At 74.8% G+C, this 15,161-nt stretch carries 13 protein-coding genes and 1 pseudogene; 11 read left to right on the forward strand and 3 right to left on the reverse strand.

Annotated elements, in window-relative coordinates; all coding sequences use genetic code 11:
• Positions 1 to 23 precede the first annotated feature (23 nt).
• From AB6L24_RS06335 to AB6L24_RS06365, 7 genes and pseudogenes are all read left to right on the forward strand, one after another.
• Entirely contained in the window at positions 24 to 779 is a 756-nt protein-coding gene (locus AB6L24_RS06335; RefSeq protein ID WP_405653023.1) for a CoA transferase subunit A, read from the forward strand.
• Positions 779 to 1,399 (forward strand): annotated as a pseudogene (locus AB6L24_RS06340) (CoA transferase subunit B); the annotation flags it as partial. The gene AB6L24_RS06335 and the pseudogene AB6L24_RS06340, both read left to right, overlap by 1 nt.
• A gap of 185 nt (positions 1,400 to 1,584) precedes the next feature.
• Entirely contained in the window at positions 1,585 to 2,265 is a 681-nt protein-coding gene (pcaH, locus tag AB6L24_RS06345; protein ID WP_405653025.1) for a protocatechuate 3,4-dioxygenase subunit beta, read from the forward strand.
• 50 nt (positions 2,266 to 2,315) lie between these two features.
• Complete coding sequence (pcaG, locus tag AB6L24_RS06350) at positions 2,316 to 2,903, forward strand: protocatechuate 3,4-dioxygenase subunit alpha (protein WP_405657058.1); 588 nt, start codon at positions 2,316 to 2,318, stop codon at positions 2,901 to 2,903.
• 38 nt (positions 2,904 to 2,941) lie between these two features.
• Entirely contained in the window at positions 2,942 to 4,390 is a 1,449-nt protein-coding gene (gene pcaB / locus AB6L24_RS06355) for a 3-carboxy-cis,cis-muconate cycloisomerase (RefSeq protein WP_405657059.1), read from the forward strand.
• Between the two features lie 187 nt (positions 4,391 to 4,577).
• Positions 4,578 to 4,943 (forward strand): hypothetical protein, encoded by a 366-nt coding sequence (locus AB6L24_RS06360; RefSeq protein ID WP_405653027.1) that lies wholly within the window; start codon positions 4,578 to 4,580, stop codon positions 4,941 to 4,943.
• A 117-nt stretch (positions 4,944 to 5,060) separates the two neighbouring features.
• Positions 5,061 to 6,563 carry a SulP family inorganic anion transporter gene (locus AB6L24_RS06365; protein WP_380856016.1) on the forward strand — a complete coding sequence of 501 codons (1,503 nt, stop codon included), beginning with the start codon at positions 5,061 to 5,063 and terminating at the stop codon, positions 6,561 to 6,563.
• A gap of 172 nt (positions 6,564 to 6,735) precedes the next feature.
• Here AB6L24_RS06365 and AB6L24_RS06370 read toward each other — a convergent pair whose 3' ends face one another.
• Together AB6L24_RS06370 and AB6L24_RS06375 are read right to left on the reverse strand one after the other, a co-directional pair.
• Complete coding sequence (locus AB6L24_RS06370; RefSeq protein WP_405653029.1) at positions 6,736 to 7,680, reverse strand: SDR family oxidoreductase; 945 nt, start codon at positions 7,678 to 7,680, stop codon at positions 6,736 to 6,738.
• Positions 7,681 to 7,711: 31 nt separating this feature from the next.
• On the reverse strand, positions 7,712 to 8,476 hold the full coding sequence (locus tag AB6L24_RS06375) for an SDR family oxidoreductase (RefSeq protein ID WP_405653031.1): 765 nt from the start codon (positions 8,474 to 8,476) through the stop codon (positions 7,712 to 7,714).
• A gap of 72 nt (positions 8,477 to 8,548) precedes the next feature.
• Here AB6L24_RS06375 and AB6L24_RS06380 point away from each other — a divergent pair, with 72 nt between their 5' ends.
• Genes AB6L24_RS06380 through AB6L24_RS06395 form a run of 4 tightly spaced genes read left to right on the forward strand, consistent with a single transcriptional unit; the run spans position 8,549 to position 12,136 of the window.
• Complete coding sequence (locus tag AB6L24_RS06380; protein ID WP_405653034.1) at positions 8,549 to 9,406, forward strand: enoyl-CoA hydratase family protein; 858 nt, start codon at positions 8,549 to 8,551, stop codon at positions 9,404 to 9,406.
• Positions 9,403 to 10,269: a CoA transferase subunit A gene (locus AB6L24_RS06385; RefSeq protein WP_405653036.1), complete on the forward strand. Its 867-nt coding sequence runs from the start codon at positions 9,403 to 9,405 to the stop codon at positions 10,267 to 10,269. Before AB6L24_RS06380 ends, AB6L24_RS06385 begins: the two co-directional genes overlap by 4 nt.
• Positions 10,266 to 11,042 (forward strand): CoA-transferase subunit beta, encoded by a 777-nt coding sequence (locus AB6L24_RS06390; RefSeq protein ID WP_405653038.1) that lies wholly within the window; start codon positions 10,266 to 10,268, stop codon positions 11,040 to 11,042. Before AB6L24_RS06385 ends, AB6L24_RS06390 begins: the two co-directional genes overlap by 4 nt.
• Positions 11,039 to 12,136 carry an NAD(P)H-dependent flavin oxidoreductase gene (locus tag AB6L24_RS06395; RefSeq protein WP_405653040.1) on the forward strand — a complete coding sequence of 366 codons (1,098 nt, stop codon included), beginning with the start codon at positions 11,039 to 11,041 and terminating at the stop codon, positions 12,134 to 12,136. Before AB6L24_RS06390 ends, AB6L24_RS06395 begins: the two co-directional genes overlap by 4 nt.
• 186 nt (positions 12,137 to 12,322) lie before the next feature.
• On the opposite strand, the gene AB6L24_RS06400 is transcribed toward AB6L24_RS06395, so the two are convergent.
• A complete protein-coding gene (locus tag AB6L24_RS06400; protein ID WP_405653042.1) occupies positions 12,323 to 14,974 on the reverse strand; it encodes an ATP-binding protein in 2,652 nt (883 codons plus the stop codon).
• Positions 14,975 to 15,161: the final 187 nt, after the last annotated feature.

Genomic DNA, 15,161 nt, shown 5'->3' on the forward strand with positions numbered 1-15,161 from the left:
CGAGAGAGACGAGGCCTGCCCGGATGGACAAGGTGGTCGCTTCGGCCGCGGACGCGGTGGCCGACATCCCGGACGGCGCCTCCCTGGCTGTCGGCGGGTTCGGGCTCAGCGGGGTGCCGACCGTACTGATCGAGGCGCTGCACGCCCGCGGCGTGGCGGGTCTGCACGTCGTGTCGAACAACTGCGGCGCCCTGGACACAGGCCTCGCCGTGCTCCTCGCGGCGGGCCGCATCGCGCGCGTGACGGGCTCGTACATCGGCGCCAACAAGGAGTTCGCCCGCCAGTACCTGGCCGGTGAGCTGGACGTCGAGCTGATCCCGCAGGGCACGCTCGCGGAGCGGCTGCGGGCCGGGGGCTCGGGCATCCCCGCGTTCTACACCCCGGCCGGGGTGGGCACGCAGGTCGCCGAGGGCGGTCTGCCGGTGCGGTACGACGGCCGGGGCGGGGTCGCGGTGGCGTCGCCGCCCAAGGAGGTCCGGGAGTTCGACGGCGTCCCGTACGTCCTGGAGCACGCCATCCGCACCGAGTTCGCGCTGGTACGGGCGGCGCGGGGCGACCGGCACGGGAACCTGGTGTTCGCCCGGGCGAGCCGGAACTTCAACCCGCTCGCCGCGATGGCGGGGAGGGTGACGGTCGCCGAGGTGGAGGAGCTGGTGGAGCCCGGCGCGCTCGACCCGGACGCGGTGCACCTGCCGGGTGTGTTCGTCCGGCGGGTGGTGGAGCTGAGTCCGGCCGAGGCCGCCGCCAAACGCGTCGAGAACCGGACGGTGAGCTCCTGATGGCCTGGACCCGTGAGCAGATGGCGGCCCGCGCGGCACGGGAGCTGCGCGACGGCCAGTACGTGAACCTCGGCATCGGCCTGCCCACCCTCATCCCCAACCAGCTGCCGCCCGGCGTGCGGGTGGTCCTGCACTCGGAGAACGGGATCCTCGGCGTCGGCCCCTATCCGGCGCCCGACGCGGTGGACCCCGACCTGATCAACGCGGGCAAGGAGACGGTGACCGTCCTGCCGGGTGCCGCGTACTTCGACTCCGCGCTGTCCTTCGGGATGATCCGCGGCGGCCACATCGACGTGGCGGTGCTCGGCGCGATGCAGGTGTCCGCGCGCGGGGACCTCGCCAACTGGGCCGTGCCCGGCAGGCTCGTCACCGGCATCGGCGGGGCGATGGACCTCGTGCACGGCGCGCGCACGGTCATCGTGACGATGGCGCACACCGCGAAGGACGGCTCCCCGAAGGTCGTCGAGGAGTGCGACCTGCCGCTGACCGGCCGGGCCTGCGTGCACCGGATCATCACCGACCTCGCGGTCCTCGACGTCACCGACGACGGGCTCGCACTCGTCGAGTGCGCGCCGGGTGTCGCCGTCGACGAGGTCCTCGCGCGGACGGCGGCGGAGGTGCGGGTTCGGATTCCCGGGACGCGCGCCGCCCACCGGCGGCCTGCGGCCCCGCAGGTCCCCCAGCAGGCCGAGTCCGCGCGGGCCCCGCACACCCCCGACCCGGCCGAGCCCGCGCAGGCCCCGCACACCCCCGGCAGGTCCGGGCCCGCGCACCCCTCACACCGCTCAGGGAGGAGCACCCGACCATGACCATCGCCCCCTCTCCCCCGCCCTATCGCAGCCTCGAACTCCGCACCCCGCGCGGCCCGCTCGTCCAGGTCCGCGACCCCGACGCCGTGGAGCTGACCGGCCCCGTCTTCGGCGTCACCGACGTCACGGCGCTGGACGGCGATCTGACCCGGCAGCACACGGGCGAGCCGATCGGGGAGCGGATCACGGTCACCGGGCGGGTCAGGGACCGTCAGGGGCGGCCGGTCCGCGGCCAGTTGGTCGAGCTGTGGCAGACCAACGCGGCCGGCAGGTACGCCCACCGCCGCGATCAGCACGCGGCGCCCCTCGACCCGAACTTCACCGGCTGCGGCCGCTGTCTGACCGACGACGACGGCACGTACACCTTCACGACGATCAGGCCGGGTGCCTACGCGTGGCGCAACCACGACAACGCCTGGCGCCCCGCCCACCTGCACTTCTCCTTCTTCGGCACGGCGTTCGCACAGCGCCTGGTGACGCAGATGTACTTCCCCGGCGACCCGCTCCTCGCCCTCGACCCGGTGCTGCACTCGGTCACCGACGAGGCGGCGCGGGCCCGGCTCGTGGCCGCGTACGACCATGACCTGTCGGTCCCCGAGTGGTCGCTCGGCTACCGCTGGGACGTCGTCCTGGACGGCCCGTCCGCGACGCTCTTCGAGGAAGGCGGGGCACGGTGACGGCGCAAGGACAGCGGGGCGCGGTGGCGGCGCAAGGGGAACGGGGCGCGGTGGCGGCGCAAGGGCGGCGAGGTCCGGCGCCGGCACCGCACGCCCCCACCCCCTCGCAGACCATCGGCCCCTTCTTCGGCCACGCCCTGCCCGCCCCCGGCGGCCCCGAGATCGCGCCTCTCGCCCACCCCGACACGATCACCCTCCACGGCTACGTGTACGACGGCGCCGGGGTCCCCGTCCACGACGCCCTCCTCGAGATCTGGCAGCCCGCGCCGGACGGCTCCCGCGCGGGCGCGCCCGGCTCGCTGCGCCGCGACCCCGTGACCGGCCGCCCGGCCGGCCGCGACGGCGTCACGTTCACGGGTTTCGGCCGCGTGCCCACGGACGCGGACGGCCACTGGGCGATCCACACCCTTCCGCCCGGCGGCGTCCCCTACCTGTCGGTCGCCCTCTTCGCCCGCGGCCTCCTGAACCACCTGTTCACCCGCGCGTACCTGCGCGACGACCCCGACGACACCCTGCTCACGGCCTTGGACGCGGGCCGCCGCGCGACGCTCCTCGCCCAGGCGGGGCCACCGGGCACCTACCGCTTCGACATACACCTCCAGGGGGAGGGCGAGACGGTGTTCCTGGAGTTCCCGTGAGCGGTGGCGCGCACGAAGTGCGGGACGCGGCGGATGGCGTGAGCGGCGCGGCGCCCGCTTCGGGGGAATGCCCCGACCTCGACGTCGGCCTGCTGGCCCCGGGGCGTGCGGGCTCGCCCGCGGAGCGCGCCACGAGCGACCGGGCGTTCCTCCAGGCCCTGCTCGACGCGGAGGCGGCGCTGACGCGGGCGCAGGCGGCGCTGGGCGCGGCACCGGCGTCGGCGGCGGCCGAGGTCACCGCTGCCGCCGACGCCGCCCGCTTCGACGCGCGCGCCCTCGCGGTGCGGGCCCGGGCGGGCGGCAATCCGGTGATCCCGCTGGTGGCGGACCTGACGGCGGCGGTGTCTCCGGAGGCGGCGCCGTACGTCCACCGGGGCGCGACCAGCCAGGACATCCTGGACACGGCGGCGATGCTGGTGGCGGCGCGGACACTTGACCTGCTCCTTGCCGACCTCGCCTGCCTGGAAGGGGAGTTGGCCCGCCTGGCCCGGGCCCACCGGGACACGGTGATGCCGGGCCGCACGCTCACCCAGCACGCGGCGCCGACGACGTTCGGCCTGAAGGCGGCCGGGTGGCGGGCGCTGGTCCTGGACGCGCGGGACCGTGCGGCGCGGGTGCGGGGAGGGCTGCCGGTGCAGTTGGGTGGGGCGGTGGGGACGCTGGCGGCGACGCAGGCGTACGGGACCGCCGGACCCGACGGACCACACGAACCGCACGCACCCGACGCACAAGATCTGACGCTCCGTCTCATCACCACCTACGCCGCCGAGTTGAACCTCTCCGAACCCGACCTGCCGTGGCACACCCTCCGCACCCCCCTGGCGGACCTCGCCGCGGCGCTCGCCCTCACCGCCGGGGCGCTCGGCAAGCTCGCCGCCGACGTGCTCACGCTCTGCCGCACGGAGATCGGTGAGCTGTCCGAAGGCGCGGCGGGCGGCTCGTCCGCGATGCCGCACAAGGCGAACCCGGTCCGCGCGACCCTGATCGCCGCCGCGGCCCAGCGCGCGCCCGCCCTCGCGGCCACGCTGTACGCCTCGCTGCCCGCCGCCGACGAACGCCCGCCCGGCTCCTGGCACGCCGAGTGGGAGCCCCTGCGGGACCTCCTGCGCCTGGTCGGCGGCGCGGCCCGCGACGCGGTGGACCTGTGCGCCCACCTCCAGGTCCACCCGGCCACGATGCGCGCCCACCTGGACCTCACGGCGGGCCTCCTCACATCCGAACGCGTCGTCGTGGAACTGACCCCGACCCTCGGCCGCGCCCGCGCCACTGCCCTGGTGTCCCAGGCGGCGGCGAGGGTCAAGGCGGGCGCCACCACCCTGGCGGAGGCCCTGGCAGCCGAACTGTCGACCCTCCCGCCCCGACCACACGCCCCCGACACCCCCACACCCCCCGTACCCGACCTCACCAGACTCACCGAACTCACCGACCCCACCCACTGGACCGGCTGCGCGAAAGTCCTCACCGACCGCGCGCTGAACCGGCGGTGAGCGACGCACGCGCTCAGCCGACCCTCCGGGATCCGCCTCCGTGGGCCCCGCGCTCGCCCGCACCGGCCGTGACCAGGCCTGCCGCGCACGTGAGAAGCAGCACACGTCACCGTCAAGTCACCCCCGTGACACATCCGTGCCTTAAGTTTCGAGATGATCGTGGAACTTCACGCACGGAGGTGAGCACGTGCCCCGACTCGGCGGACACCCCTGGGTGTTCACCGCGCTGGCCGCCGTGCTGTTCGTCGTCCTCCAGTGCTTCGGGCCCGGATCCGGCGGCGGTGCGGTCGCGGGGCTCGCCGTCGAGGCCAGGCAGTCCGTCGTCTCGTCGGCCTGTGACGGGCCCGCGGGAGCGGCGGCCGGGTCCGAGCACATGCGGGTCCGGGCCAGGCCGCACGCGTGCCCCGTCACCGACGGGCATGTGGCCCCCGCCGTCCACGTGACGTCGGACGCGCCCGCCGCGCGGCCGTCGCTGCCGCGCCTCGTCGCGTACGACGAGAGCAGACCCGCGGGCCGTGAACTGCCCTCCCTGCTCCAGGTCTTCCGCTGCTGATCGGTGCCATCGCACCGGCACCCGCGACCCCCACACACGTCGCCGTGCCGGTCCGTACCGATCCCATGTCACACCGAGCACCTACACGCCCCCGTGGCGCTCAGGAGTCATTCCCCCATGCAGCCATTCCTTGACCGTTCCCTTCTCCGTGCCCGTTCGCTGTTAAAGGTCTCCGGAGACCGACGGCACGATCTCACCGCCTCCGTGGTGGTCTTCCTCGTCGCACTCCCCCTGTGCGTGGGTGTCGCCGTCGCGTCCGGCGTACCCGCCGAACTCGGCCTGATCACCGGCATCGTCGGAGGCATCGTCACCGGGCTCCTTCCCGGCAGCAGCCTCCAGGTCAGCGGCCCCGCCGCCGGCATGACCGTCCTCGTGTACGAGGCCGTGCAGGAGTTCGGCCTCCCCGCGCTCGGCGCGCTCGTCCTCGCCGCGGGCCTGCTCCAACTGGCCATGGGCGCACTGCGGCTCGGCCGGTTCTTCCGCGCGATATCCGTCGCCGTCGTCGAGGGCATGCTCGCCGGGATCGGGCTCGTCCTGATCGCCGGACAGCTGTACGCGCTCGCCGACCAGGAGGCCCCCGCGAGCGGGCTCGCGAAGATCGGGGGGCTGCCGGAGCTGCTCGCCGACACCTTCGGCTCCGGTCGCGCGCTGGCCGCGTTCGCGCTCGGGTCCGGCACCGTCGCGGTGCTGCTGCTGTGGCGCAGGCTCCCGGCCGTGTTCCGCACCGTCCCCGCGCCGCTCGCGGCCGTCGCCCTGGCGACCGGCGTGTCCCTGCTGTTCTCGATGCCCGTCGCGACCGTCGAGGTGCAGGGATTGATCGAGGCCGTGCAGCCGCCCGGCAGCGGCGCCTTCGGTGAACTCCTCGGCCTCGGCGCCATCGGCACGGTCCTCGCGTTCGCCCTGATCGCGTCCGCGGAGAGCCTGTTCAGCGCGGCCGCCGTGGACCGCCTGCACGACGGCCCGCGCACCGACTACGACAAGGAGCTGGTGGCGCAGGGCGCGGGCAACACGGTGTGCGGGCTCCTCGGCGCGCTCCCGATGACCGCGGTGATCGTCCGCAGCGCCGCCAACGTCCAGGCCGGTGCCCGTACGAAGGCGTCGCGCGTCCTGCACGGCGTGTGGCTGCTGCTGTTCGCGGCGCTGCTGCCCGCCGCGCTCGGCCTCATCCCGGTCGCCGCGCTCGCGGGCGTCCTGGTGCACGCGGGCTGCAAGCTGGTGCCCGTACGGCAGTTGGCGGGGCTGTGGCGCGACCACCGGGGCGAGGCCGTGGTGCTGGTCGTGACGGCCGTCGCGATCGTGTCGGTGAGCATGTTCGAGGGCGTCCTCATCGGCCTCGCGCTCGCGGTCGTCAAGACGGCGTGGGAGACGTCCCACGTGCACATCGAGGTCGTCGACAAGGGCGCGGGCCCCATCCGCGCCCACCTGTCGGGCAACGCCACCTTCCTGCGGCTCCCGAAGATCCTCGACGCCCTGGAGGCACTCCCCCAGGACCGCCCGATCGAGGTCGACCTGACGGACCTGCGCCACCTCGACCACGCCTGCCGCACCTCCCTGGAGAACTGGGCGGCACGGCACAGCGCGGAGGGCACGGAGCCGGTGCGGGTGGCTTCGCAGGTGTGAGCCCCGGGCGGGCCGCCCCCGGGGCGGCGTCCCGGTCCGGTCCCGGCCTCCTGCGCCGGGGCCGGACGCGGGGCGCGCGTCCTGCGGGGTTCGGCCCGCACGCCGGGTCGGCGCGGCTCGGGGTCGGCCCGCCCATGGGGGCAGCTCGCCCTCGGTCGGCCCGCCCTCCGGGTCAGCGCGCCCCGTACACCGGCTGGGGCGCCTCGGCCCGGGAGAGCAGCTTCAGGGCCGCCTCGCCCGCCTCCGCGGCGCTCCAGCGGGCGCCCTTGTCGGCGCCGGGCCCCGGCCGCCAGCCCTCCATGACGGTGATGCGGCCCGCCTCGGCCTCGAAGACGCGGCCGGTGACCCCGGCGGAGGCGTCCGAGCCGAGCCAGACGACCAGCGGGGACACGTTCTCCGGGGCCATCGCGTCGAAACCGCCGTCCACGGGGGCGGCCATCGTGTCGGCGAACGTCCGCTCGGTCATCCGGGTCCGCGCGGCGGGCGCGATGGCGTTGACGCGCACTCCGTAGGCGGCGAGTTCCGCGGACGCGACCAGAGTGAGCCCGAGGATCCCGGCCTTGGCGGCGCTGTAGCAGGCCTGTCCGACGCTGCCCGACAGGCCTGCTCCGGACGAGGTGTTGATGACACACGCGCGCGGTGCGCGACCCGCCTTGGACTCGGTGCGCCAGTGCGCGGCCGCGTGCTTCAGGGGCAGGAAGTGCCCCTTCAGGTGGACGCGTACGACGGCGTCCCAGTCGTCCTCTTCAAGGTTCACGAGCATCCGGTCGCGCAGGAACCCCGCATTGTTCACGAGGGTGTCCAGGCGCCCGTACGTCTCCAGGGCAGCAGCGACGAGGGAGGCGGCGCCCTCCGGGGTGGCGATGTCCCCGTAGTGCGCGACCGCCTCGCCGCCCGCCGCGCGGATCTCCTCGACGACTCCGTGCGCGGGGTCCCCGGAGGAGCCGGAGCCGTCGAGGCCCGCACCCAGGTCGTTGACGACGACCCGCGCGCCCTCTGCGGCGTACGCGCGTGCGTGCGCGCGCCCCAGGCCCCGCCCGGCACCGGTGACGATCACGACACGCCCCGCGCAGAGCCCGGTGACGGGTCCGGGGCCGGACCCGGTGGCAGCGTTCATGCGGAACTCCCTTTCGTCGGTGACCGTTTCATCAGTGGTTGACGGAGGCCGCGTCGAGGAACGCGGGCCGCTCGCCGCCGCCGTGCAGGTGCAGCGCCGCCCCGCTGACGTACCGCGCGGCCTCGGAGGCGAGGAAGACACAGGCGTCCCCGACGTCGGCCGGGTCGGCGAGGCGGCCGAGCGGCACCGTGCGGCCGACCGCCGCGACGCCCTCCTCGTCGCCGTAGTGCAGATGGGAACTCTCGGTGCGGGTGAGGCCGAGGACGACGGTGTTCACGCGCACGTGCGGCGCCCACTCGACGGCCATGGTGCGCGCCAGGTTCTCCAGACCGGCCTTGGCGGCGCCGTAGGCACCGGAGCCGGGTGAGGGTCGGGTGCCGCTGACGCTGCCGATCATCACGATGGCGCCGCCGGTTGCCTGACGGCGCATCACCTCGTACGCGGCGAGGGAGGCGTAGAGCGGCGACAGCAGGTTCAGCTCGACGATCTTCGTCTGGCGGGCCGCGGGCGTCTCGGCGAGCAGGCCGAACGGCGTGCCGCCGGCGTTGTTCACCAGGACGTCGATCCCGCCGTGGTCGGCCGCCACCTCGGCGAAGAAGTCGGTGGCCGCCGCGGCGTCGCGCACGTCCAGGGGGCGGAACTCGGCGGCGATGCCCGCCACTTCGACGGGCGCGGCAGGCGGCCTGCGGGCACAGATCACGACGCGCGCCCCGGCGGCCAGGAAGCGCCGGGCGATCCCGGCGCCGACGCCGCGCGTGCCGCCGGTGACCACGACCATCTGTCCCTTGTCAGTCATGGCTGCTACCTTTCGAAGGCAACTAACAAATGTTTGGTTGAGGGCTCTGGTCGAAAGGTAGCGGATCCTCTGATGCCTGTCTCCACCTCGGTCGCGGACGAGGGCGTGGCCGTCGTCACCGTCGACTACGCACCGGTCAACGCCCTGCCCGTGCACGGTTGGTACGCCCTCGCGGACGCGGTGCGCGCCGCGGGCCGCGACCCCGGCGTGCGCTGTGTCGTGCTCGCCGCGGCGGGCCGGGGGTTCAACGCGGGCGTGGACATCAAGGAGATGCAGCGCGACCGCGGCCACGACGCGCTGCTCGGCGCCAACCACGGCTGCGCCGAGGCCTTCTCGGCGGTGTACGCCTGCGAGGTCCCGGTCGTCGCCGCCGTGCAGGGCTTCTGCCTGGGCGGCGGCATCGGCCTGGTGGGCAACGCGGACGCCGTCGTGGCGAGCGACGACGCCACGTTCGGGCTGCCGGAGCTGGACCGCGGCGCGCTCGGCGCCGCGACGCATCTGGCCCGCCTGGTGCCCCAGCACCTGATGCGCGCCCTCTACTACACCTCGCGCACGGCGACCGCCGCCGAACTGCACGCCCACGGTTCGGTGTGGCGGGTGGTCCCGCGCGCGGAGCTGCGCGCGGCGGCCCTGGAGCTCGCCCAGGAGATCGCCCGCAAGGACGGCACGCTGCTGCGCCTGGCGAAGGCCGCGATCAACGGCATCGACCCGGTCGACGTGCACCGCAGCTACCGCTTCGAGCAGGGCTTCACGTTCGAGGCGAACCTCAGCGGCCTGGCCGACCGGATCCGCGCCGGCTTCGGCGGAAACGGCCACGGCGGCAAGGGACCCGACAGCCAGCGACGGGGCGGCAAGGGACCCGACAGCGACGGCCACGGCGGCGAGGACACCGACGACGACGTCCGCAGCAAGGAGGGGGGACGGTCATGAGCGGCAAGGTGATGACGCCCGACGCGATCGTGGGGCGCCTGGAGAGCGGCATGACGCTCGGCATCGGCGGCTGGGGCTCGCGCCGCAAGCCGATGGCACTGGTGCGGGCGCTGCTGCGCTCGGACGTCACGGACCTGACGGTGGTGGCGTACGGCGGTCCTGATGTGGGCCTGCTGGCCGCGGCGGGCCGCATCCGCAAGCTGGTCACGGCGTTCGTGACGCTCGACTCGATCCCGCTGGAGCCGCACTTCCGGGCGGCCCGCGAGCGCGGCGCCTTCGAGCTGGTGGAGCTGGACGAGGCGATGTTCATGCAAGGCCTGACGGCGGCTGCCCAGCGACTGCCGTTCCTGCCCGTGCGCGCGGGCCTCGGCTCGGACGTGCTGCGGGTCAACCCGACGCTGCGGACGGTCGCTTCGCCGTACGCGGACGGGGAGGAGCTGGTGGCGGTGCCCGCCCTGCGCATGGACGCCGCCCTGGTCCATCTGAACCGCGCGGACGCCCTCGGCAACGCCCAGTATCTGGGCCCCGATCCGTACTTCGACGACTTGTTCTGCGAGGCCGCCGACACGGCGTACGTGACGTGCGAGCGGATCGTCGGCACGGCCGAGCTGACCCGGGACGCCGCGCCCCAGACCCTGCTGGTCCCGCGGCACGCGGTGACGGGTGTCGCCGAGACGCCCCGCGGCGCGCACTTCACGTCGTGCGCGCCTGACTACGACCGCGACGAGGCGTTCCAGAGGGAGTACGCCACCGCCGCGCGCACCCCGGAGACCTGGGGGGACTTCAGCGCCCGCTTCCTCGCCGGGACCGGCGAGGAGGACTATCACCTGGCCGTGGAGGCCTGGCACAAGGAGCAGCGATGACGGCGACGACCGGGCCCGCGACGGCCACCCGCGCCGAGTACTGCGTTCTCGCCTGCGCCGAGGCCTGGCGCGGCGACGGCGAGGTGCTCGCCTCCCCCATGGGCACGGTCCCCTCGGTCGCGGCGCGCCTGGCGAAGCTGACGTTCGCGCCCGAGCTGCTCCTCACGGACGGCGAGGCCCTGCTGATCGGGGACGTCCCGGCGGTCGGGGCGCGGTCCGCCGTGACGGAGGGCTGGCTGCCGTACCGCCGCCATCTGACGATGGTGATGGGCGGCCGCCGGCACGTGATGATGGGCGCCAGCCAGATCGACCGCTTCGGCAACCAGAACATCAGCTGCGTCGGCGACTGGCGCCGCCCCGACCGCCAGCTCCTCGGCGTCCGCGGCGCCCCCGTCAACACCCTGAACAACCCGGTGAGTTACTGGATCCCCCGGCACTCCCCGCGTGTGTTCGTCGAGCGCGTCGACATGATCTGCGGGGTCGGGTACGACAGCGCCGCGGCGGCGGGCCCGTCGGCGACGCGCTTCCACGAGCTGCGCCGCGTGGTCTCGGACCTCGGCGTCTTCGACTTCGCGACGCCGGACCGCTCGATGCGCGTCGTCAGCCTGCACCCCGGGGTGACACCCGAAGAGGTCCAGGGCGCCACGGGCTTCCCGCTCCCCCTGCCGGACGGGATCCCCCGCACGCGACCCCCCTCTCCCGACGAACTCCGGCTGATCCGCGAGGTGGTGGACCCGTCCGCCCTGCGCGACCGGGAGGTGCGGGCCCGGTGACGGCACCCGGCCCGCGGACGGCCCTGACCCGGCTCACCGGGGTGCGGCATCCCCTCGTGCAGACCGGTATGGGGTGGGTGGCGGGACCGCGTCTGGTGTCGGCGGTGGCGAACGCGGGCGCGCTCGGGATCCTGGCCTCGGCGACGATGACGCCCGAGCGGCTGCGGGCGGCGGTCCGGGAGGTCAGGTCCCGCACGGACGAGCCGTTCGGCGTGAACCTGCGGGCGGACGCGGGGGACGCGCGGGAGCGGGTACGGATCATCGTCGAGGAGGGCGTCCGGGTGGCGTCGTTCGCCCTGGCCCCGTCGAAGGACCTGATGGCCGAGCTGAAGGACGGCGGCGTCGTGGTGATCCCGTCCGTCGGGGCGCGGCGGCACGCGGAGAAGGTCGCGGCGTGGGGCGCGGACGCGGTCCTCGTGCAGGGCGGCGAGGGCGGCGGCCACACCGGTGAGGTCGCCACGACCGTGCTGCTGCCCCAGGTCGTGGACGCCGTGGACATCCCGGTGATCGCCGCGGGCGGCTTCCACGACGGCCGTGGCCTGGTCGCGGCGCTCGCGTACGGCGCGGCGGGCGTGGCGATGGGCACGCGGTTCCTCCTCACCGCGGAGTCGACGGTGCCGGACGCGGTGAAGGCCCGCTATCTCGCGGCGACGGTCAAGGACATCACGGTCACGACGCGCGTGGACGGCCTCCCCCACCGCATGCTCCGCACGGACCTCGTGGCGGCTCTGGAGCGCGCGGGCCCCTTGCGTTCCCTGCCCCGTGCCGTGCGCCACGCGGCGGCGTTCCGCCGTGTCTCCGGCACGACGTGGCCCGGCCTGGTCCGCGACGGCCTGGCGATGAAGCGCGGCAAGGACCTGACCTGGAGCCAGGTCCTCCTGGCGGCGAACGCCCCGATGATGCTCAAGTCCGCCCTGGTGGACGGCGACCCGAAACGCGGCCTGATGGCGTCGGGCCAGGTGGCGGGCCTGCTGGCCGACGTACCGACGTGCGCGGAGCTGGTGGAGAGGGTGGTGCGGGAGGCGGAGGAGACGGTGCGGGGGCTGCGGTTGGGGTGGGGCGACGAGGGACAGGTTGCGGCAGGGGGCCACTGAGCGCGCTGCGGGAGACGCTCGGGGCCTCCGGCGGCGAAGGCCGGATTCAGCCCGTCCGGCGTTTGAGGACGATGCCGTTCAGGCCGATGCGGGGGTCCGGGGGCGGCAGCCCCCGCGATCTCGCCCCGGACGACGTCCAGGACACGACCGGCGGGACCACGGCCCACCCGACCCCACGCCCGGCGCCTACGGCACCCCGGCCAACTCCCGCTCGGCCAGGGCGGCAAGCCCATCCGCCCCGCAGGCCCGAGCAAGCGCGAGCCCCCGCTCGAGTTCCTCCACGGCGCCCGAGGCGATCCCGTACTCGACCCGGGCCACGGCGTGCTCGTACTGGCAGGGCGAGGCCTCCAGATACGTCGCGGCCTTGGCGTACAGGGCGACGGCCCGCGACCCCGTCTCCAGGGACGCCGCACACCGGACCGCCTCACCGATCGCGGTGTCCGTGCCGAACCGCTCGGCCTGCACGCGCGCGTCCGCGACGAGGTCGCCCGCACGCCGCGGGTCCTCGGTGGCGAGCGCGCGGGCGAGATCGTACGCCCAGGGCGCGAGCACGGTGTTGTACTGGCCGCGGGCGGTCAACGCCTTCGCGGTGGCCTCCAGTTCGTTCAGGCCCTCCTCGGTGTGGCCGAGCGCGAGAAGGAGCCGACCGCGGACGGACATGGCGTCGGGGACGTAGATCGTGGAGGCGGACGGCGGCGCGAAGCCGTAGCGGTCGGCGACGGCCTTCGCCTCCAGGGCGTGGCCGCGGGCGAGCAGGGTGTCGATGAGCATGCTGGCGGCCTCCCAGTGCATGGGGAGTCCGCCCTGGCCCACGCGGTCGGCGAGCCGCAGGCTCTCGCGCAGCGACTTCTCGGCGTCCCTGAGCCGTCCGCGCCTGCGGTGCACATAGCCGAGGAAGGCGTGCGCGAGCGCGAGGTGACCGCCGCTCCAGCCCGCGGTCTCGTACGCCTTGACGGCCTCCGTGAACAGGCTCTCCGCGCGGTCGAGCCGGTCCGCGAAGGCGTAGGAGCCGCCCAGCATCAGGCGCAGCTCGAAGCTCCACTCGGTGTCGGTCCAGCCGAGCCCGGGCGCGAGCCGCCCGTTGACGAGGGCGCGGTCGCACAGCTCGACGACCTCTTCGGCGTTCTCGCCGCGTGTCATGGCGTCGAAGGCGCGCAGGATGAGCAGGGCGCGCTCGGCGTTGTCCCGGCCGGTCAGCGGTCCCGCGAGCGCGGCGAGGCGCCGGGAGCGTCCCGGTGAGTCCTCCTCGCCCGCGTGGATGCCCTCCCACATGTAGTGCACGGCCTGGAGCCGCAGCCGGGCGGAGCCGTCCGGGAGGCGCGCTGCCTCCTCGTCGATGACGCGCAGGCCTTCGCCGAGCTGGTCGTTGTGCACCAGTGCCTGGGAGAGCCTGCACACGGCGTCGACGCGCAGCTGCTGGCCGAGTCCCGCCATCGCCAGGGCCTCGCGCAGGTGCCCGATGGTGGTGACGGGTGAGGTGAGCAGCGTGGCGCAGCCGAGTTCGTAGAGCACGTGGGCGTGCACGTCGGGCCGGGGCGGCTCGCGCAGGGCCCGCTCCAGACAGCGGCGGGCCGCGTCGGGCGCGCCGACCGCGAGGTGTTCGGTGGCGGCGTCGCGCAGGTGCTGGACCAGTTCCGGGTCGTCGTCCGGGTGGACTTCGAGGAGGTGCCGGGAGGCCGCTGCGGCGCCGCGCCCGGAGCGGGTGACGGCCCAGGCGGCGCGGCCGTGCATCGCGGTACGGGTGGCGTTCGGGATCGATTCGTAGACGGCCGTGGCGATCAGCGGGTGCACGAATTCCAGGCCGGCGTCGCCGCTGGTCACGATGCGGGCTGCGCGCAGGCGCTCGGCGCACCGGGCGGCGTCGTCGTGGGGCATCCCGGCGAGCGACGCGGCGAGTTCGGTGGAGCTCGCGGGGCCGAGGATCGCGGCGGCCCAGGCGAACCGGGTCACGTCGGTGCCGAGGTCCTCCAGACGGGCGACGAGGCCGCGGCCGCGTGCGGAGCGGTTGAGGTCGCGCAGTTCGGCGGCGGAGCTCTCGACCGGTTCCAGCTCGCTGTCCTGCACCTTGGCGAGCAGTTCCACGGACTCGTACGGGTTGCCGCCGGTGACGGCCCAGACCTCGCGGCAGAACGGGGCGTCGGCGTGCTCGCCGAGGGTGGCGCGGGTGAGGCCCGCCGTGGCGTCCGGGGTGAGGGCGCGCAGCATGGTGGTGGGCAGGGCCGTCGCGCCGATCCGGGCGAGGTGGCGGGCGCCCTCGCCGGTGGCCTCGCCGGGCCGGTGGGCGACCACGACCAGGGCGGGCAGGTCGTCGAGGCGCTCGGCGAACGCGGCGAGCCAGCGCAGCGTCTCCTGGTCGGCCCAGTGCGCGTCGTCGATGATCAGGACCAGTGGCCAGTACAGCCGCGAGAGGCGGGCGACCACGTCGACGAGGCCGTCGCAGACGGCCTGCGGGTCGGGGCGGCCGTCGCCCGGCTCGGTGATGCCGAGGGCGGGTCCGGCGATCTCGTACCAGTCGCCCAGGTACTCGCGGCCCTCTTCGGGGCTGAGCTGGACGAGGACGGGTTGCAGGAGTTGCCGTACGACGTTGAAGGGGACCTCGGCCACGGTCTCGCCGCCGCGGGCCGCGAGCACCGTGGCGCGGCCCTGGGCGATGCGGCGCACCTCGGACAACAGCGCGGTCTTGCCGATGCCGGCCTCGCCGCTGTAGACGAGCAGGCCGCCTTCGGTCGTCAGGTCGGAGCACAGCGCGGACACCGCGCCCTCGGCTGCGGCGAGTTCCGCGTCGCGCTCCCACAGCGGGGCCCAGGCGCCACCACCTCCGGGCCGTCCCTGCGTCATCGCGCTACCTCCCGGGGTCGCTCAATCGACGTACAGAAGTCGAGCCTAGCCGGGTCGGGGCTCGCGCGGAGCACGGTCCGTGCAGCTACTCCCGCATGGGTGACAGACGGTCATATGCCAGGCCGCCGGGCTTTCGCGGCCGGGGCGCGGCGCGGTCGCGCCGGGACGGACGGGCGGCCGGGCGGGG

The sequence above is a fragment of the Streptomyces sp. RK9 genome (genome assembly GCF_045070545.1).
GTDB classification, from domain to species: Bacteria; Actinomycetota; Actinomycetes; order Streptomycetales; family Streptomycetaceae; genus Streptomyces; species Streptomyces alboflavus.

What these genes read in the sequence shown, in the direction of transcription:
- AB6L24_RS06335 (WP_405653023.1), top strand. Translation starts at nt 24, where the DNA reads ATGGACAAGGTGGTCGCTTCGGCCGCGGACGCGGTGGCCGACATCCCG.
- pcaH (WP_405653025.1), top strand. Translation starts at nt 1,585, where the DNA reads ATGACCATCGCCCCCTCTCCCCCGCCCTATCGCAGCCTCGAACTCCGC.
- AB6L24_RS06365 (WP_380856016.1), top strand. Translation starts at nt 5,061, where the DNA reads ATGCAGCCATTCCTTGACCGTTCCCTTCTCCGTGCCCGTTCGCTGTTA.
- AB6L24_RS06370 (WP_405653029.1), bottom strand. Translation starts at nt 7,680, where the DNA reads ATGAACGCTGCCACCGGGTCCGGCCCCGGACCCGTCACCGGGCTCTGC.
- AB6L24_RS06375 (WP_405653031.1), bottom strand. Translation starts at nt 8,476, where the DNA reads ATGACTGACAAGGGACAGATGGTCGTGGTCACCGGCGGCACGCGCGGC.
- AB6L24_RS06380 (WP_405653034.1), top strand. Translation starts at nt 8,549, where the DNA reads ATGCCTGTCTCCACCTCGGTCGCGGACGAGGGCGTGGCCGTCGTCACC.
- AB6L24_RS06385 (WP_405653036.1), top strand. Translation starts at nt 9,403, where the DNA reads ATGAGCGGCAAGGTGATGACGCCCGACGCGATCGTGGGGCGCCTGGAG.
- AB6L24_RS06390 (WP_405653038.1), top strand. Translation starts at nt 10,266, where the DNA reads ATGACGGCGACGACCGGGCCCGCGACGGCCACCCGCGCCGAGTACTGC.
- AB6L24_RS06400 (WP_405653042.1), bottom strand. Translation starts at nt 14,974, where the DNA reads ATGACGCAGGGACGGCCCGGAGGTGGTGGCGCCTGGGCCCCGCTGTGG.